This is a genomic window from Streptomyces sp. NPDC016640 (assembly GCF_043076215.1).
Taxonomy (GTDB): domain Bacteria; phylum Actinomycetota; class Actinomycetes; order Streptomycetales; family Streptomycetaceae; genus Streptomyces.
On record NZ_JBIBRG010000002.1, the window covers coordinates 18,654 to 36,573 of the forward strand.

Annotated in this window: 13 protein-coding genes and 1 other RNA gene; 10 read left to right on the forward strand and 4 right to left on the reverse strand. The window is 74.3% G+C overall.

What is annotated here, in order from left to right:
• Window positions 1-63: 63 nt before the first annotated feature.
• Window positions 64-3,813 (reverse strand): FHA domain-containing protein, encoded by a 3,750-nt coding sequence (locus ACF07S_RS03725; protein WP_391973597.1) that lies wholly within the window; start codon window positions 3,811-3,813, stop codon window positions 64-66.
• Between the two features lie 459 nt (window positions 3,814-4,272).
• Between ACF07S_RS03725 and ACF07S_RS03730 the strand changes: the two genes are divergently transcribed.
• The 4 genes from ACF07S_RS03730 (at window position 4,273) to ACF07S_RS03745 (ending at window position 9,504) form a co-directional block, all read left to right on the forward strand.
• Window positions 4,273-5,934, forward strand: coding sequence for a serine/threonine-protein kinase (locus tag ACF07S_RS03730; protein ID WP_391973344.1), 1,662 nt, complete (start codon window positions 4,273-4,275; stop codon window positions 5,932-5,934).
• Between the two features lie 112 nt (window positions 5,935-6,046).
• Window positions 6,047-7,294, forward strand: coding sequence for a serine/threonine-protein kinase (locus ACF07S_RS03735; RefSeq protein WP_391973345.1), 1,248 nt, complete (start codon window positions 6,047-6,049; stop codon window positions 7,292-7,294).
• A gap of 120 nt (window positions 7,295-7,414) precedes the next feature.
• Window positions 7,415-8,521, forward strand: a complete 1,107-nt coding sequence (gene prfB / locus ACF07S_RS03740; protein WP_391962450.1) for a peptide chain release factor 2 — start codon at window positions 7,415-7,417, stop codon at window positions 8,519-8,521.
• 308 nt (window positions 8,522-8,829) lie between these two features.
• A complete protein-coding gene (locus ACF07S_RS03745) occupies window positions 8,830-9,504 on the forward strand; it encodes a hypothetical protein (RefSeq protein WP_391973346.1) in 675 nt (224 codons plus the stop codon).
• A 98-nt stretch (window positions 9,505-9,602) separates the two neighbouring features.
• Here the strand turns inward: ACF07S_RS03745 and ACF07S_RS03750 are convergent, their stop codons facing one another.
• Window positions 9,603-9,794: a hypothetical protein gene (locus ACF07S_RS03750; RefSeq protein ID WP_391962448.1), complete on the reverse strand. Its 192-nt coding sequence runs from the start codon at window positions 9,792-9,794 to the stop codon at window positions 9,603-9,605.
• 274 nt (window positions 9,795-10,068) lie between these two features.
• Between ACF07S_RS03750 and ftsE the strand changes: the two genes are divergently transcribed.
• From ftsE to ssrA, 5 genes are all read left to right on the forward strand, one after another.
• On the forward strand, window positions 10,069-10,758 hold the full coding sequence (ftsE, locus tag ACF07S_RS03755) for a cell division ATP-binding protein FtsE (protein WP_391962447.1): 690 nt from the start codon (window positions 10,069-10,071) through the stop codon (window positions 10,756-10,758).
• Window positions 10,759-10,787: 29 nt separating this feature from the next.
• The gene (gene ftsX, locus ACF07S_RS03760; protein WP_391962446.1) at window positions 10,788-11,705 is read left to right on the forward strand and encodes a permease-like cell division protein FtsX; all 918 of its coding nucleotides are present in this window, start codon (window positions 10,788-10,790) and stop codon (window positions 11,703-11,705) included.
• A 67-nt stretch (window positions 11,706-11,772) separates the two neighbouring features.
• Window positions 11,773-12,936 carry a S41 family peptidase gene (locus tag ACF07S_RS03765; protein WP_391962445.1) on the forward strand — a complete coding sequence of 388 codons (1,164 nt, stop codon included), beginning with the start codon at window positions 11,773-11,775 and terminating at the stop codon, window positions 12,934-12,936.
• Between the two features lie 102 nt (window positions 12,937-13,038).
• Entirely contained in the window at window positions 13,039-13,518 is a 480-nt protein-coding gene (gene smpB, locus ACF07S_RS03770; protein WP_391962444.1) for an SsrA-binding protein SmpB, read from the forward strand.
• A 114-nt stretch (window positions 13,519-13,632) separates the two neighbouring features.
• Window positions 13,633-14,035, forward strand: a transfer-messenger RNA (tmRNA) gene (ssrA, locus tag ACF07S_RS03775).
• Window positions 14,036-14,380: 345 nt separating this feature from the next.
• Here ssrA and ACF07S_RS03780 read toward each other — a convergent pair.
• Together ACF07S_RS03780 and ACF07S_RS03785 are read right to left on the reverse strand one after the other, a co-directional pair.
• Window positions 14,381-15,388: a LacI family DNA-binding transcriptional regulator gene (locus tag ACF07S_RS03780; RefSeq protein WP_391962443.1), complete on the reverse strand. Its 1,008-nt coding sequence runs from the start codon at window positions 15,386-15,388 to the stop codon at window positions 14,381-14,383.
• A gap of 89 nt (window positions 15,389-15,477) precedes the next feature.
• A complete protein-coding gene (locus ACF07S_RS03785; RefSeq protein WP_391973347.1) occupies window positions 15,478-16,800 on the reverse strand; it encodes an MFS transporter in 1,323 nt (440 codons plus the stop codon).
• 83 nt (window positions 16,801-16,883) lie between these two features.
• On the opposite strand from ACF07S_RS03785, the gene ACF07S_RS03790 reads away from it, so the two are divergent.
• Window positions 16,884-17,852 carry a LysR family transcriptional regulator gene (locus ACF07S_RS03790; protein ID WP_391962441.1) on the forward strand — a complete coding sequence of 323 codons (969 nt, stop codon included), beginning with the start codon at window positions 16,884-16,886 and terminating at the stop codon, window positions 17,850-17,852.
• Window positions 17,853-17,920: the final 68 nt, after the last annotated feature.

The following is a 17,920-nucleotide window of genomic DNA, read 5'->3' on the forward strand; positions in this document are numbered from 1 at the left end:
GGAACGGGGAACCGGACCCGGTGCCGGGGAGGCCGCTGACCGGGCCGCCTCCCCGGGGACACGTCAGAGCAGGGACGGCACCTCGGCCGCCGAGACCTGCCGCGCCGCCCGCTCCAGGGCGCTGGCGAGCAGGGCCAGGTCGGTGGGGCCGTTGCCGAGCTCGCGGACCTGGCGGCGGGCCGGGGGATCGCCCATGCGGTGCCATTCCAGCGGGACGACCGTGGGCCGCAGGGTCGCCGTCCGGGGGATGCGGCCGGTGACCCGGCCGCCCTGGAACGCCGTCACCCGGCCGTCCGGGCGGGTCAGCCGGCCCCGCCCCGGCGCCGGTTCGTCCGGGCCGCCGCCCGGCGCGGGTGCGTCGAGGGTGACGCGCAGGCCGGCCTGCCGTGCCGGTTCGGTCCGGGCCGTCCGGGCACAGGGGCCGGTGGCCGCCACCAGATGCACGCCCAGCCGCTCGCCGTCCCGTGCCACGGCCTCCAGCGCTCGCATCACCGACCCGGCGGCGGGCCGCCCCGGCGAGCCGAGCGCCGGGGAGACCAGCGCGTCCAGGTCGTCCACGACCACCACCAGCCGGGGCAGCGGCGGCGGCGCCCCCGTCTTGCGGCGGTCCGCTCCCGGCCGCAGCCGCAGCGTCGAGCCGGACAGGGTGTCGAGGTCGCCGTCGTGCTCCGGGCCGGTCGCCGCCGGCGCGCGTGACGCGGCCGTGCGCTGGGCGACCATGCGGTCCGACAGCTCGCGCCCGGTGTGCCACTCCGTGAAGTCCGAGCGGCCCAGCAGCTCCGCCCGCCGCTTCAGCTCGGCGCTCAGGGACTGGGCGAACTCCCGCATCCGCACCGGGTCGTTGGCGGACAGGTGCGTGGTGACATGCGGTACGTCCGTACACACCAGCAGGCCCTCGCCGTGCCCGGCGCCCGTCGTGGGCGTGCCCCGGCCGTCGACCAGCACGATGCCGAGCCGGTCGGGACGCTCGGCGGCGGCCAGCGAGGCGACGACCGCCCGCAGCAGTTCCGTACGCCCGCTGCCGGGCGGTCCCTCGGCCAGCAGGTGGGGGCCGTCGGCGGCGAGGTCGGCGGTGACCGGGCCGCGCGGTCCGGCGCCCAGTATGGCGGTGACGCGTCCGCCCAGCGCCTCCGTGTCGTCGGCCGCGTCCGCCCAGCGGGCCATCAGGGAGGCCGGGGTGGCCCGGGCCAGGCCCAGTTCGTCCAGGAGCCGCGCCGACTGGGGCAGCGGCGCCGACACGCGCGCGTGCCGTTCGGCGCCGCCGCCGTCCGTGCGCAGCGGTGCCAGGGCCCGTGCGAACCGCTCGGCCCAGGCGGGGGAGACCGCGTCGACGGTGGCGAGGGTGCCGTGTCCGACGGGGCCCGGGTGCGTCCCGGACCCGGTCGCGGCCACCCGCAGCAGCCGCAGGGCGGTCGCCACGTCCCCGCTGAGCAGGGCGACCGCCCCGCACCGGCGGAACGCCGGCGCCACCGCGCAGGCCGCCGCGTACGTCTCCGTCACCGGGGAGGCGGGGGAGGCGGCGGCCGTCTCGGCGAGGCACAGCAGGTGGATCCCGGCCCGCGGGCCCTCCAGGGCCAGCCGCGCCAGCGCCTCGTGCAGTTCGTCGCCCCCGGGATCGCCGTCCACGACGACCACGGTGTACGGCCCTTCGGCCGGCCCGGCGTCCGGTACCCGGGCGGCCGGCCCGGCCGGGTCCGGGTGGCCGTGCTCGTCCAGCCGGCGCAGCAGTTCCTCGGCGCGGGCCGTGGCCTGCTCCCGGTCGTGGGCGAGGAGCAGGCGGCAGTCCTGGGCGTGCCCGGGACGCACGTGCGGCAGCCAGCCCAGCCAGGACCACTCGGCGGTGCGCTCGGCCAGGGGGCGGGAGGGGTCCGCGGAGATCAGGACGATCTCCAGGCAGTCCGGCGAGTGCAGCGTGGCGAGCTGGGCCAGCACCGCGCGGGCCAGCCCGGCGAGCCGCTCGCGCGGCCCGGCCAGACCCAGTGCGCCCACCTCGCGCAGCCCCGCGGTCACCGGTACGGCGGGCAGCAGGGCGGAGCCGTCGGGGGTGGGCCGGTCCGCCGTGCCGAGCCGTACCGCGAGCGCCTCCGGGTGATCCGGACCGCGCTCCCACAGCCGGGGCCCGGGCCCCAGCGCGGTCAGCAGCAGCGTGGCGGGATCCGGCCAGGTCTCGGGCGCGACGGGGCCGGTCGCGCCCGCCGCGGACGGGATCCCGGGGCCCGCCGCGCCGTGGGCGGTGTGCGCGGCCTCCGGTTCCTGCCGCCCGCCGGTCAGCCGCCGTGCCCAGGCGGTGAGTCCGCCGCGCCTGCGGCCCGACGGGGGCTGAGGGAGATCGGTGCCGCGCAGGGGGGTGCCCTTGCGGGTGCCGGGGGGCGGGGCGGCGGGTGCGCCGGCGGGCATGTGGCCGGTGGCGGGGCCCGTGGTGGGGCCGGTGGGACGGCCGGGTGCGGTGCCGGGGACCCCCTCGGACGCCGGAACGGCCGTCCCGCCGGCCGCCGCTTCCCGGACCTCCTCGGGAGCCGGCGCGGCGGGGTGGTCGGCGGCGGGCTGTGCGCGGCGCGGGCCGGCTCCGGAGCGGCCCCCGTGCGTGTCGGCGCCGGAGGACGGCGGCTGCGGCGCGCGGTGGCTCCGGGGGAGGTGCGGCACGTCTCCCCGGGCGACCGTGTGCAGCGCGCGCCCTGCGGGACCGGCGCCGCGGCGCTCGCCCTCCGGCGCACCGGCCTGCCCGGTCACCCGCGGCGACGTCCGCGCGTGGCCGCCCCGCGTGTCCTGGGTGTCGCGGGCGCCCTGCGCGGCGTGCGCGTCCGCTGCGCCCTGGGCGGCCCGCGCACCCTGCGTGTCCGGTGTGCCCTGCGCGTCCCGCGCGGGGCCGGTGTCGTGGCCGGTCCGGGTGGTGTGCGTGTCCCGGACGGGCCCGGCGCCTCGGGTGTCCGGCGCGGCTCGTGCGTCCCGTGCGGGCCCGCCGCTCCCCGTGCCCTGCGCGTCCGGTGCGTCCGGTGCGCTCGGCGCGGGCCACGCGTCCCGTGGCTCCCGTGCCTCCCATGCGGGCGTGACCCAGTCGGCCGAACCGTAGGTGTGGTGGGTGGGCGCCAGCGGCGCCGGCCCGCGCGCGGGGGTGTTGTCGTCGGCGGCCGGCCCGCGCCGCGGCCCCGGCACCCGGACGTGCCCCTCGCCGTCCGGTGTCGTGGCCGCCCGCGCGTGCGGTCCCGCCGCCGGAGTCAGGCGCAGCGCCGACTCGCCGATGCGCAGCAGGGCGCCCGGGGCCAGCCGGACCGGGCGGGGGCCCACCCGCCGGCCGTCCAGCGTCGTGCCGTTGGTGGAGCCGAGGTCGGCGACCGAGACCCGGCCGTCGGAACCGACCGTCACCGCGCAGTGCAGCCGGGAGACGTCCGGGTCGTCGAGCGGCACGTCGGCGTCGGCGGAGCGGCCTATGCGGATCTCGCCGCCGTGCAGCAGGTGCACCCCGCCCGCGTCGGGACCGGCGACGACATGCAGCCGGGTCGGGGCCTCGTCCAGCTCGGGATGCGGCTCGGGCTCGCCCGGGGCGCCCACGGCCAGCACCGCGCCGTCGATCAGCGGCGGCTCGCCGAGCGTGCACCGCTGGGCGTCCAGCCGCTGGTCACCGGCGTACAGCACCGGCGTGCCCGAGGAGCCGGAGGCGGCGTCGCCGCCGGGGACCGCCGAGGCGAGCGCGGAGGCGACCGCTGCCAGGGCGGTGCCCGCGGGCGCCGTGACCAGCACGTCGCAGCTCGCGGCCCGCTCCCGTGCGGGGGAGGAGGGGCCGAGCGGGTCTACGACGGTCAGCCGGATCTGCATCGCCGTCAGCGGTCCCTTCTGCACGGGCGCCCGCGAGACGGGGGACGAAGCCGACCCGCGGTCCCCCACCGCGGACTTCCCCCACCGCCACACGCGCACGTACGGCCAGTACTGGGAGGCATCCTTGCACCTGCCGCTGACAACGCGCCCGCCTCCGGGCAGCAAATGATCTTGATTGGTCGGCTCTGCCCGCAAAAGTGCCTGACCGGTGATTGGCCGATGATCGTTCCGGTTCCACTTGAGATCGGTCACGTCCGTCATGCGGCAACCAACGGACCGGGTCGGGCGTCTTTCCCCCAAACCTCCGAACAGGGGCGGGAGCCGGTACGCGGGACCGGGGGAGGGACGACGCCGAAGTCGACCGGCCGGTATCCCGCGCGGCGGCACTACAGTGGGTCGGAACATCCGTAGCACGGTGGACCACGGTGTACGCCAAGCAATCAGCAGGGAGCGCATGACGTGCGGCCGGTAGGCAGCAAGTACCTGCTCGAGGAGCCGCTCGGACGCGGCGCCACGGGCACCGTCTGGCGAGCCCGCCAGCGCGAGACCGCGGGCGCCGAGGCGGCCGTGCCGGGACAGCCCGGCGAGACCGTCGCGATCAAGGTCCTCAAGGAGGAGCTCGCGAACGACGGCGACGTCGTGATGCGGTTCCTGCGCGAGCGCTCCGTCCTGCTGCGGCTCACCCACCCCAACATCGTCCGGGTGCGCGACCTGGTGGTCGAGGGCGATCTGCTGGCCCTGGTCATGGACCTCGTCGACGGCCCCGACCTGCACCGTCACCTGCGCGAGAACGGTCCCTTCACCCCCGTGGCCGCCGCGCTGCTGACCGCCCAGATCGCCGACGCGCTGGCCGCGAGCCACGCGGACGGCGTGGTGCACCGTGATCTGAAACCGGCCAACGTCCTGCTCAAGCAGGAGCACGGCGAGATGCACCCGATGCTGACCGACTTCGGCATCGCCCGCCTCGCCGACTCCCCGGGCCTGACCCGCACCCACGAGTTCGTCGGCACGCCCGCGTACATCGCCCCCGAGTCCGCCGAGGGCCGCCCGCAGACTTCCGCCGTCGACGTCTACGGCGCCGGCATCCTGCTGTACGAGCTGGTCACCGGTCGTCCGCCGTTCTCCGGGGAGTCCGCCCTCGAGGTGCTGCACCAGCACCTGAGCGCCGAACCGCGCCGCCCCTCCACGGTCCCCGACCCGCTGTGGACGGTCATCGAGCGCTGCCTGCGCAAGAACCCGGACGAGCGGCCCGGCGCCGGGAACCTCGCGCACGGCCTGCGCGTCGTCGCCGAGGGCATCGGCGTGCACGCGAACTCGGGGCAGATCGCCGCCGCCGAGAACGTCGGCGCGCTCCTCGCCCCCGACCCGGCGCCCGCGCCGGTGCCCGGCGCGACCGGCGACGCCGACCCGACGCAGGTGCTGCCGCACGGCGCGGGCGCCTACGACCCCAACGGCGCGACCAGTGTCCTGCCGCACACCGGCGGGCCGGCCGGCGCCGCCGACCCCACCGCCGTACTGCCGTCCGTCCCGCCGGGACAGCCCGGCGGGCCCGGGCCCGAGGACCCGCACCCCTGGCAGAACCAGCTGCGCGCGGCCCGCGACCGCAACGAGCAGACCCAGGTCCAGTACCTCGACCCGAGCCAGGACCCGCTGCGCCGCCGCCCCCAGCGACAGGTCGCGCGCCCGCAGCAGCAGCCGCAGCAGCGGCGCCCGCGGCCCCAGCCCCAGCCGCAGCCCGGCCAGGGGTACGGCCGTCCGCAGCAGCAGCCCCAGCCGTACGCCCCGCCCCCGCCGCAGCCCCAGCGGCCCCGGCAGCCGCAGCCCCAGCGCTACGCGCCGCCGCCGGAGCCGCAGCGTCCGGCCCGTGAGCCGAGGCAGCGGCAGCGCAGCGCCAACCCGATGCGGATCCCGGGTCTGGGCTGCCTGAAGGGGTGCCTGTTCACGATCCTGATCCTCTTCGTCGCGGGGTGGCTGATCTGGGAGCTGAGCCCGCTCCAGAGCTGGATCGGAACCGGCAAGGGCTACTGGGAGCAGCTCACCGACTGGTTCGGCGCGGCGACCGGCTGGATCGAGGACCTGGGCGGCTCCGGGGACTCCTCGGGGACCTCCGGTTCGAACTGAGCGGCTTGTTTGCCGCTTTGTCGACATCTGAGGGCTGATTTCCCCGTCCGCTGTGAAGCCCGGCTCCCGGGACGCGTAGCTTTGGCGACAACACGCGTCGGTAGGAGCAGCCTTGGCACGGAGAATCGGCAGCCGGTACACCGCCCATCAGATCCTCGGGCGGGGAAGCGCCGGCACGGTGTGGCTGGGCGACGGCCCCGAGGGGCCCGTCGCCATCAAGCTGCTGCGTGAGGATCTCTCCTCGGACCAGGAACTGGTCGGCCGCTTCGTGCAGGAGCGGACGGCACTGCTCGGTCTGGAGCACCCGCACGTCGTCTCCGTACGCGATCTCGTGGTCGACGGCAACGATCTCGCGCTGGTCATGGACCTCGTGCGCGGTACGGATCTGCGCACCCGCCTCGACCGGGAGCGCAGGCTGGCGCCGGAGGCCGCGGTGGCGATCGTCGCCGATGTCGCGGACGGGCTGGCGGCGGCGCACGCGGCGGGCGTCGTGCACCGGGACGTGAAGCCGGAGAACGTCCTGCTGGACATGCAGGGCCCGCTCGGCCCCGGCGGTTCGCACCGGGCCCTGCTCACGGACTTCGGTGTGGCGAAACTCATCGACGCCCCGCGCCGGACCCGGGCCACGAAGATCATCGGGACGCCGGACTACCTGGCCCCCGAGATCGTGGAGGGCCTGCCGCCGCGCGCGTCGGTCGACATCTACGCGCTGGCCACGGTGCTGTACGAGCTGCTGGCCGGCTTCACTCCGTTCGGCGGCGGCCACCCCGGCGCGGTCCTGCGCCGCCACGTCACCGAGAGCGTCGTCCCCCTCCCCGGCATCCCCGACGAGCTGTGGCAGCTCCTCGTCCAGTGCCTCGCCAAGGCCCCGGCGTCGCGGCTGCGCGCCTCCGAGCTGGGCGCGCGGCTGCGGGAGCTGCTGCCGATGCTGGCGGGGATGCCGCCGCTGGACGTGGACGAGCCGGACACCGGGCCGGCGGAGGACGCGGGGGAGGACCTCCCGCCCAGCGCGCCGCTCCCGGCCGGCGGGCGGCAGGTGCGGCGGCGCGGCGCGGTCCCGCTGGTGCCGGGCGCGAAACCGGCCGACTCCAACCGCGACACGCACACGTCGATGAGGGTGCCCACCCCCGACGAGCTCGCCGGCGGTGCCCGCGGCACGGCCCGCGCGCCCCGTGCGGCGGGCGCCCCCCGCCCCGGCTCCGCCCGCAACCGCGCGGTCACCCGTCGCCGCCGTCTGACCCTCGCCGTGGCGGCGGCGGTGCTGGCGGCGGCGGGCGTGGGCACCTGGCTCGCCGCCGCGGCGGACGACGACACCGCGCCCCCGCGGGACACGAACGACTCCGCCCCGGCCACCCCCTGACGCCCGGCCCCACCCCCTGCCCCCGCCCCTGCCCCGCCACCCCCGCCCGGAGCGCCGCCGTGTGCCGCGCCCGGTCCACGCCCTGCGTGGGCCGGGCGGCGGAGCCGTTACGCTGGAGGCGTGGCAGTCGTCGATGTATCCGAAGAGCTCAAGTCCCTCTCCTCGACCATGGAGTCGATCGAGGCCGTTCTGGACCTCGACAAGCTGAGGGCAGACATCGCCGTGCTCGAGGAGCAGGCGGCCGCGCCGTCCCTGTGGGACGACCCGGACGAGGCGCAGAAGATCACCAGCAAGCTCTCCCACCTCCAGGCCGAGGTGCGGAAGGCCGAGACGTTGCGCGGCCGGATCGACGATCTCGCCGTGCTCTTCGAGATGGCCGAGGAGGAGGACGACCCGGACACCCGCGCGGAGGCCGAGTCCGAGCTCACCGCGGTCCGCAAGGCGCTGGACGAGATGGAGGTCCGGACGCTGCTCAGCGGCGAGTACGACGCGCGTGAGGCGCTGGTCAACATCCGCGCCGAGGCCGGTGGCGTCGACGCCGCCGACTTCGCCGAGAAGCTCCAGCGCATGTACCTGCGCTGGGCCGAGCAGCACGGCTACAGGACCGAGCTGATCGAGACGTCGTACGCCGAGGAGGCCGGCATCAAGTCGACCACCTTCGCCGTCCAGGTGCCCTACGCCTACGGCACCCTCTCCGTCGAGCAGGGCACCCACCGCCTCGTGCGCATCTCGCCCTTCGACAACCAGGGCCGCCGTCAGACCTCCTTCGCGGGCGTCGAGGTGCTGCCCGTCGTCGAGCAGTCCGACCACGTCGAGATCGACGAGTCCGAGTTGCGCATCGACGTCTACCGCTCCTCCGGCCCCGGCGGCCAGGGCGTGAACACCACCGACTCCGCGGTGCGCATCACACACCTCCCCACCGGCATCGTGGTCTCCTGCCAGAACGAGCGCTCGCAGATCCAGAACAAGGCCACCGCGATGAACGTCCTCCAGGCCAAGCTGCTGGAGCGGCGCCGCCAGGAGGAGCGGGCCAAGATGGACGCCCTCAAGGGCGACGGCGGCAACTCCTGGGGCAACCAGATGCGTTCGTACGTGCTGCACCCGTACCAGATGGTCAAGGACCTGCGCACGGAGCACGAAGTGGGAAATCCCGAATCCGTGTTCAACGGTGAGATCGACGGCTTCCTGGAGGCCGGAATTCGCTGGCGCAAGCAGCAGGAGAAGTAACTCCCGGATCCGGACAGCGTTTTATCGACAAGGCAACCACCGCCCATGAGGCGGCGGTTGCCTTTTCGCGCCGGGGATGTCTGGGTTCTACATCACACTCACGTCTTCCATTTTCCGCAAAGCATGCGCAGTCGGACATCGCGCGCGCAACGGCCTTGACGTCCCTTTGAAAAATGGGAAGGGTGAAGGATGGCATGCGTATCTCCGGGGCGCATGTGAACCGGGGGGCTTCGCATCGCAGTTACCTCCGTTGATCACGGCTCCGGGCGCCGCCTCATTGACGATGAGCTACTGGGGGTAGCAACCACATGACCAAGAAGACGCGGATCCGTGTCGCTCGGATCGCGGCCGGCGCCGTGATCGCGGCCGGTGCCTCGCTGACGGCAGCCGGCGCGGCCTCCGCCCTCGACCTCACCGGAAGCGCCTCGGCGGGCGAAGGGGGTCTCGGCCTCGGTATCAGCGCGGAACTCGGTGACGACGAGCCCACCGACCCGCCGACCGAGATCCCCGAGGAGCCGGAGGAGCCGGAGGAGCCGACCGACCCGGAGCTCCCGACCGACCCGGAGCTCCCGACCGACCCGGAGCTTCCGACCGAGCCGGAGGAGCCCACCGAGCCGGAGGAGCCGGAGGAGCCCACCGAGCCGGAGGAGCCCACCGAGGAGCCCTCCGAGGAGCCGACCACCCCGGGCAACGGTGGCGGCAACGGCAACGGCAACGGCAACGGTGGCGGTGGCGGTAACGGCGGCGGCAACGCCGCCGACCCCGACGGTGGCGCCTCGATCCAGGAGCAGGGCTCCTCGGCCCTCACCGACACCGGTGAGGAGGTGCCCGCCACCTCGGCCCAGGGCAGCGGCGAGGAGCTCGCCGAGACCGGTGCCGCCGAGACCACCTTCCTGGTGATCGGCGCCGCCACGATGATCGCCGGCGGTATCGGCTTCCGGGTGCTGCCGCGCCTGATGGCCGGTCGCGGCGCCGCCGCCTGACGGTGGCGGTGCGTGTACGCACCGTACGCGTGACATAGGGTGCAGGGCCCGGAGCGCAACCGCGCTCCGGGCCCTGCGTCACGTCCTCGTGCCCGCCGTCAGGCGGTCTGGTGGGCGAGCAGCGCCAGCGCCGCGACCAGTACCGCCAGCAGGGCGATCAGCGCCATGGGGTTCAGCCCCGAGAAGAAGTTCTCCTGCTGCAGCCGCTCGCGGTTCGCACGGCACACCGGGCACCGGCCCTCGCTCACGGGCGCGGCGCAGTTCGCGCACACCAGCCGGTCGTACGTCATGCGCTCGCCCTCCTCGCACCGATTCCAGATGAAACAACGCCCGCGAGCCCGCGAACGTTCCCCTCCACTGTGCCAGGTTCGGCGGCGATCGGCGCGGCCCCCCGTACACTGCCCCCGGACCCTGCCCCGGCGGCGGGCCGGACCGGCCCGCCGAGGCGCCGTACATCCGTCACATAGGGCGCAACTGCCGCGCAACCCCGGACGGTGACTGCGGGCGTCCTCCCGCTTCGCGTATGGTCACGCTCATCTACCCCCGGCTACCCGTGGTGCATCCGTGATCCGATTCGACAACGTGTCCAAGGTCTACCCCAAGCAGACCCGCCCCGCACTCAGGGACGTCTCCCTGGAGGTCGAGAAGGGCGAGTTCGTGTTCCTCGTGGGGTCCTCCGGCTCCGGAAAGTCCACCTTCCTGCGGCTGGTCCTCCGCGAGGAGCGGGCCAGCCACGGGCAGGTGCACATCCTGGGCAAGGACCTCGCCCGCGTCTCCAACTGGAAGGTGCCGCAGATCCGGCGCCAGCTGGGGACGGTCTTCCAGGACTTCCGCCTGCTGCCGAACAAGACGGTCGCCGAGAACGTCGCCTTCGCGCAGGAGGTGATCGGCAAGTCGCGCGGCGAGATCCGCAAGTCCGTGCCGCAGGTGCTCGACCTCGTCGGGCTCGGCGGCAAGGAGGACCGGATGCCCGGTGAGCTCTCCGGCGGTGAGCAGCAGCGCGTCGCCATCGCGCGGGCTTTCGTCAACCGGCCCAAGCTGCTCATCTGCGACGAGCCCACCGGCAACCTCGACCCGCAGACCTCCGTCGGCATCATGAAACTGCTCGACCGCATCAACCGGACGGGCACCACCGTGGTGATGGCGACGCACGACCAGAACATCGTGGACCAGATGCGCAAGCGCGTCATCGAGCTGGAGCAGGGCCGTCTCGTCCGCGACCAGGCACGCGGCGTCTACGGCTACCAGCACTGACGCTCCACGGAAAGGCTTGATCAGACGCCATGCGCGCCCAGTTCGTCCTGTCGGAGATCGGCGTCGGTCTCCGCCGCAACCTGACGATGACCTTCGCGGTCGTCGTCTCCGTCGCCCTGTCGCTCGCCCTGTTCGGCGGGTCGCTCCTGATGAGCGACCAGGTCAGCAGCATGAAGGGCTACTGGTACGACAAGGTCAACGTCTCCATCTTCCTGTGCAACAAGAGTGACGCCGAGTCCGACCCCCACTGCGCCAAGGGCGCGGTGACCGACGACCAGAAGAGCCGGATCAAGACCGACCTGGAGAAGATGTCGGTCGTCGACACGGTGTCGTACGAGTCGCAGGACCAGGCGTACAAGCACTACAAGGAGCAGTTCGGCGACTCCCCGCTGGCCAGCTCCCTCACGCCGGACCAGATGCAGGAGTCGTACCGCATCAAGCTGAAGGACCCGGAGAAGTACCAGGTCATCGCGACCGCCTTCGACGGCCGGGACGGTGTGCAGTCGGTGCAGGACCAGAAGGGCGTCCTGGACAACCTCTTCGAACTGCTGAACGGCATGAACTGGGCCGCCCGCGCGGTGATGGCGCTGATGCTCGTGGTCGCCCTGATGCTGATCGTCAACACGGTGCGCGTCTCCGCGTTCAGCCGCCGGCGCGAAACCGGGATCATGCGGCTGGTCGGCGCCTCCGGCTTCTACATCCAGGCGCCGTTCATCATGGAGGCCGCGGTCGCCGGACTCATCGGCGGCACGCTCGCGTGCGGATTCCTGCTGATCGGGCGGTACTTCATCATCGACCACGGACTGGCCCTGTCCGAGAAGCTGAACCTCATCAACTTCATCGGCTGGGACGCCGTGCTGACGAAGCTGCCGCTCATCCTCGCGACCAGTCTGCTGATGCCCGCGTTGGCCGCTTTCTTCGCGTTGCGCAAGTATCTGAAGGTGTGACTCTTGCCAAGAGAGGCGTACGGCCAACCCGCCGTGCGCCCCTTCGCGTTGTCCTAGACTCACCGGCATGTCAGGTCGTGACCCGTTCTGTCAGCCCCGCCGCACCGGCCGCGGGGCCGCCCTGGCCCTGGTGTTCGCGAGCGTGCTCGTCGCCGGTGCCGCCACGGGCGGCCTCCCCGGGGCGGGCCGCGGGACCACGCCGGACGCCGCCCGTCCGGCCGCACCCGTCGGCCACGACGCGGACGTCGCCAGGGCGGCCGAGGAGGCCGCCGCCGACGGAGCGTCCCCCCTGGAGGCCGCCCGACGCGCCGTCAGCCGCAGCGGCGACCGCTGGGACGCCGTCTACTCCCCGGGCGAGTACCAGGAGTTCGAGGACGCCCTGGACGGCCGGTACACCGGCGTCGGCCTGTGGGCCCGCGAGCGGGACGGGCGGATCGAGGTGACCAGGGTGGGCGGCGGCACCCCCGCGGCCGGTGCCGGGATCCGGGCGGGCGACCGGCTGCGCAGCGTCGACGGCGAGCGGGTCGACGGGCGGCCCGTCACCGAGGTCGTCGCCCTGCTGCGCGGCGAGACCACCGGCGAGTCCGCCGGCACCACCGTCCGCCTCGGTCTGGAGCGCGGCACGCGCGCCTGGAGCGAGACCCTGCGCCGGGCCCGGCTGTCCCGGGACACGGTGACCGTCCGCGCCCTCGGCTCCCGTGTCTCCGTCATCAGGGTCGGTGCCTTCACCAAGGGCTCCGGCGAAGAGGTCCGCACCGCCGTCCGGCGGACCCCGGCCGGCTCCGGAATCGTCCTCGACCTGCGGGGCAACCCCGGGGGACTGGTCGCCGAGGCGGTCACCGCGGCCTCCGCCTTCCTGGACGGCGGCCTGGTCGCCACCTACGACGTCGACGGCGAACAGCGCGCCCTGCACGCCGAGCCCGGCGGCGACACCGCCAGACCCCTGGTCGCGCTGGTCGACGGCGGCACGATGAGCGCGGCCGAGCTGCTCACCGGGGCCCTGCGGGACCGGGGGCGGGCGGTCGTCGTGGGCTCCCGCACCTTCGGCAAGGGCTCGGTCCAGATGCCGACCCCGCTGCCCGACGGCTCCGTCGCCGAACTGACCGTCGGCCATTACCGCACCCCCTCCGGCCGGGGTGTCGACGGCCGCGGCCTCACCCCCGACCTCGAGGCCGGCGAACAGGCCCTGCAGCGGGCCGGGACGGTCCTGAGCGGACTGGGACGGTCCTGAGCGGACTGGGCCCGCGGACGCCCCGACCCGTGCCCGGCCGCCCCGCCCGGTCGAAAACGGCTTCCCGCGGACCCCTCGTGCAGTGCGAAAATGGGCGGCACTATGGCTAAGGAAAAAGGGCGCAAGCTGATCGCGCAGAACAAGAAGGCGCGGCACGACTACCTCATCATCGACACCTACGAGGCGGGTCTGGTCCTCACCGGCACCGAGGTGAAGTCCCTGCGCCAGGGCCGGGCGTCGCTGGCGGACGGCTTCGTCCAGCTGGACGACCACGAGGCGTGGCTGCACAACGTGCACGTCCCCGAGTACAGCCAGGGCACCTGGACCAACCACAGCGCCCGGCGCAAGCGCAAGCTGCTGCTGCACCGCGCGGAGATCGACAAGCTGGAGTCCAAGTCCCAGGAGACGGGGCACACCATCGTGCCGCTCGCCCTGTACTTCAAGGACGGCCGCGCGAAGGTCGAGATCGCGCTGGCCAAGGGCAAGAAGGAGTACGACAAGCGCCAGACGCTGCGGGAGAAGCAGGACCGGCGCGAGACCGAGCGGGCGGTCTCGGCGGTGCGCAGGAAGCAGCGGGCGTAGGTCCCCTCGGGACCGCGGGAATACGCTGGCACCGACCCGCGTTGGTCACGTACGATGGCGGCAGCACCTCACAGCGGGTGCGTGCCCTCCTCCGGGGGGTTGAAAAAACAACATGGGGATGATCGGTTTCGACAGCGGCTGTCGAAGCAGGGGAAGCGTGTCGAGGAAGCGGCCATGATCTCGTAAACCACAGGCCGAAAAAATAATCGCCAATTCCAAGCGATCCATCTCCCAGGGCGAGCTCGCCCTCGCTGCCTGATCTTCAGGTAGCGAGCAGCGGCTCCCCTACTTAAGGGAGTGTCAGCCCGGGGGTGTTCCCGACCCGGATCCTGGCATCATCTAGGGAACTAAACCTTGATCCTGGTCACGGGGTGAAGAGGGAAAACACACAGTGACTGAGCCCGTCGGAGACTTGTCGGCGTGATCTCCGGGGCCGAGAAAAGCACAGCCGACTGCACACGGAGAAGCCCTGATTCCGCACCGTTGGACGCGGGTTCGATTCCCGCCATCTCCACTCACCCCATGTGGGCACAGGCCCCGTCGCCTCGAGCGTCGGGGCCTTTGTCATGCCGGACCACACTTTCGGGTGGCGCGATGTGGTGGCCGCACCCCTGTCGAGGGGTGGTGCACGCTCCTGCCTTCCCTCCCCCCGCCACGGACCCGGGCCGCGACCCCGCTCACCGTCCTCGCGGCACTGCTCGCCCCGGCCCCGGCCGCCGGGGCCGGCGACACGGTCGCCGGGCATCCGCGCCGGGTCTTCCCGGGGGCCGGGCGGGGCGGCGGGTGCGTCCTTCCCGGACGTGAACCCGCGCGCCGCGTACCGGCCGGGCAGGCCCGGGGACCGGGGAACCGGGACCGGTCGTCACACCCCGCGCGGTGCCGTGCTGGCCCGTTCCGTCAGCCGGGGCGGCAGCAGGGTGGCCCCCGGTACGGCGGCCCCCGACAGCTTCCGCAGCAGCAGGTGCACCGCGCGGGTGCCCAGTTCCGCCGACGGCACGGCGACCGAGGTGACCGGGACGCGGGCCGACGCGGCCACCGGGGCCGGACAGACGGCGGTGAGGGACAGATCGCCGGGGATGCGCAGCCCGAGGTGCTCGAAGGCGTCGATCAGCGGGTCGAGGAGCGGCTCGTTGTGCACGACCACCCCGGTCAGCGCGGGCAGCTCGCGCACCAGCCGCTCGGCGACCGTGCGGGCGGCGCCGGGGCCGGTCCCGCACGGGTGCACGGTGGAGGCGAGCCCGTGCCGGGCGGCGGCCGCCGTGAAACCCTCGACGAGCCGCCGCGCGAACGCGGTCCGCCGCACGTACACCTCCGGCGGGGAGCCGACCAGCGCGACCACCCGGTGCCCGAGCCGCGCCAGATGGTCCACGCACAGCTCACCGGCCGCCCGGAAGTCCAGATCGACGCAGGTCAGCCCGTCCGGCTCGGCGGGCAGGCCGATCAGCACGGACGGTAAGGAGCGGCTGCGCAGCAACGGCAGCCGGGGGTCCTCCAGCTGCACGTCCATCACGATCACCGCGTCCGCCAGCCCCGTGTCCGCGACCCGCCCGATCCCCTCCTCGCCCTCCCCCTGGGTGAGCAGCAGCACGTCGTGGTCGTGGGCGCGGGCGGCGGCGACCACCGACACCGCGAACTGCGTCACCACCGGCACGTGGATGCCGGAGCGGATCGGGACCGCCAGGGCCAGCACCTTCGATCTGCGGCCCGCCGCCGCCCGGCCGGCGGCGTCCGGGAGGTAGCCGAGCTCGCGCACGGCCGCCTGCACCCGGCGCCGGGTCGCGTCGGAGATCGGGCGCTTGCCGCTGAGCGCGTACGAGACCGTGCTGGGGGAGACCCCGGCACGCCGGGCCACGTCCGTGATCTTCACCATCGGGGTCCTCGTCCGGCACTGTCCGCGGGAAGTGGAAAGCGGTTTCGAAGCGCTTCGACGGGTGAAGGTATGCGCGGGGCGTGGGGCCGTCAATGGGGTGCGCGGGAATCGGTGGGGCGGTTCGACGACCCGAACGGCGCGAGGGTGATCAGCGCGACGAGGAGGGCGGTCGCGGCCGCCGCCACGGGGACGCCGAACCCGGCCGCCGCCGAGACGTGCTCCACCGTCCAGCCGCCGGCCGCGCTGCCGCAGGCGATCCCGCCGAGCAGGCCGGTCACCGCGAGCGTCATGCCCTCGTTCAGCCGGCCCCCGGGAGTGCGGTGCTGGACCAGCGTCATGGTGGTGACCATGGTGGGGGCGGTCGCCATCCCGGCGACCAGCAACGCTCCCGCCAGCATCGGGAGCGAGCCGGTGAGCCCGGCCGCGAGCAGCGGCAGGGTCATCAGCGCGGCCATCGCGGCCAGGCACCACGGCAGCCGGGAGCGCGCGGACCCCGCCGGGCGCATCGCCCCGTACAGCAGCCCCGCCGCGCAGGAACCGGCCGCCTGCAGCGCGAGCACCGCGCCGGCCGCCGAGCGGTGCCCCCGCGCGTCCGCGAACGCGATGGTCACCACCTCCAGTGAGCCGAATACCGCTCCCGTCGCCAGACAGACGGCCAGCAGCGGGCGCATGCCGGGCGCCCGGAAGGGGGCCCGTGCGGAGGAACGCCGCTCGACCGGCGGCTCGGTGGACCGCTGGGCGGTGAACAGCAGCACCCCCGTCAGCAGCAGCACGGCCGCCACGAGGGTGCCCGCCTCCGGGAAGAACGCCGTGCACAGGAAGGCCGCGAGTACCGGGCCGAGCATGAAGCACAGCTCGTCCGCGGCCTGTTCGAAGGAGTTGGCGGTGTGCAGGGCCCCGGCGTCCCCCTTCAGCAGGTGCGCCCAGCGGGCCCGGGACATCCCGCCGGTGTTGGGGGTCGTGGCGGTGGCGGCGTAGGAGGCGAACAGGGTCCAGGCGGGGGCGCCGTGACGTACGCAGAGCAGCAGCGCCAGGGAGCCGAGCACGGCGATCACCGTGGCCGGCAGGGCGACGCGGGCCTGCCCGTACCGGTCCACCAGGCGCGCGGTCCACGGGGCGACCACCGCGGTCGCCGCCAGGCCCGTCGCGGTGACGGCGCCGGCGAGGGCGTACGACCCCCGGGTCCCGGCGATCATCACGACCGCGCTCACGCCGAACATGCCCATCGGCAGCCGGGCGACGAGGTTCCCGGCGGTGAACGCGCGGGCGCCGGGCAGCGCGAGGAGACGGCGGTAGGGGCCCTTCGCGCGGGGCTCGCCCCGCGTGCGCGGGCCGAAGTCGACGGCGACCAGGGTGTCGGCGGTGACCGTGAACAGGGGAGTGTCCCGGGAGCGGGGGGTCGGCTGAGGCATGGCCCCACCGTCGCCCGGGGCCGCCCGGCCGGTCCAACACCTTCCCGGTGCGGATTCACGCACCGGCGTTGTAGGTTCGCGGGATGCCCACCCCAGCCCACCTCGAACCCCGGCTGCTGCGCGCCTTCGTGACCGTCGCCGAGGAACTGCACTTCACCCGTGCCGCCGTGCGCCTCTACGTCGCCCAGCAGGCGCTCAGCCGGGACGTACGGCGGCTGGAACGGGAGTTGGGCAGCGAGCTGTTCGTCCGCACCACCCGGCAGGTGACGCTCACCGCCGACGGCGAGCGCCTGCTGCCGTACGCGCGCGCGGTGCTCCAGGCGCAGGACGACCTGCTCGCCGCCGCCGGGCGGACGCGGCCCCTGCTGGTGGACCTCAACTCCCCGGGCCTGGAGACCCCGCGCCGGGTGCTGCACCGGGCCCGCGAGCTCGCTCCCGGCCAGGAGCTGATGGCCCGCTACGAGAGCGGGCTGACCTGGGCGGCGGGGGAGGTGCTCGCGGGCCGGCTCGACGCGTCGTTCGGACGGTTCGCGGGGCTCGCCCCCGCGCTGCGGGCCGGGCTCGACCAGCAGCCCGTGCGGTACGAACCGATGGCGGTCGTGCTGCCCGGGGACCACCGGCTGGCCTCCCTGGCCGAGGTGCCGCTGGCCGCGCTGGCCGGCGAGACGGTCTACGCCGGGGCCGGGAATCCCCGCACGCCGGAGTGGACGGACCTCGCCCGGCTGCTGTTCGCGGACCGGGGGATCACGCTCGCGCCGCCCGCGCCACTGGCCGTCGGCGAGGAGGAGTTCCAGCGGGTGATGGCCCGGACGCGTCACCCGATCCTCGTCGTCGTCGACTTCCCGCCGCTGCCCTCGACGGTGCTGCGGCCCCTCGTGGAGCCGGTTCCGCTGTCGCCGGTGTCACTGGTGTGGCGAAGGGGCCTGATCCACCCCGCCCTGGACGCGCTCAGGAGGGCCGCGGCGGCCGTCGCGGCCGATGAGGGCTGGCTGCGGGCACCGGAGGAGGGGTGGATTCCAGCCAGTGATTCCGTGGTGATGGCATCCCGGTGATGTCCCACGACGGGAACAGACGGGCACACAGCCGACACCGAACCTCCTCATGCGCTACATTCGACGCT

Coding starts and splice junctions, on each gene's coding strand:
- ACF07S_RS03725 (WP_391973597.1), bottom strand. CDS start 3,813: ATGCAGATCCGGCTGACCGTCGTAGACCCGCTCGGCCCCTCCTCCCCC.
- ACF07S_RS03745 (WP_391973346.1), top strand. CDS start 8,830: ATGACCAAGAAGACGCGGATCCGTGTCGCTCGGATCGCGGCCGGCGCC.
- ACF07S_RS03750 (WP_391962448.1), bottom strand. CDS start 9,794: ATGACGTACGACCGGCTGGTGTGCGCGAACTGCGCCGCGCCCGTGAGC.
- ftsX (WP_391962446.1), top strand. CDS start 10,788: ATGCGCGCCCAGTTCGTCCTGTCGGAGATCGGCGTCGGTCTCCGCCGC.
- ACF07S_RS03765 (WP_391962445.1), top strand. CDS start 11,773: ATGTCAGGTCGTGACCCGTTCTGTCAGCCCCGCCGCACCGGCCGCGGG.
- smpB (WP_391962444.1), top strand. CDS start 13,039: ATGGCTAAGGAAAAAGGGCGCAAGCTGATCGCGCAGAACAAGAAGGCG.
- ACF07S_RS03780 (WP_391962443.1), bottom strand. CDS start 15,388: ATGGTGAAGATCACGGACGTGGCCCGGCGTGCCGGGGTCTCCCCCAGC.
- ACF07S_RS03785 (WP_391973347.1), bottom strand. CDS start 16,800: ATGCCTCAGCCGACCCCCCGCTCCCGGGACACTCCCCTGTTCACGGTC.
- ACF07S_RS03790 (WP_391962441.1), top strand. CDS start 16,884: ATGCCCACCCCAGCCCACCTCGAACCCCGGCTGCTGCGCGCCTTCGTG.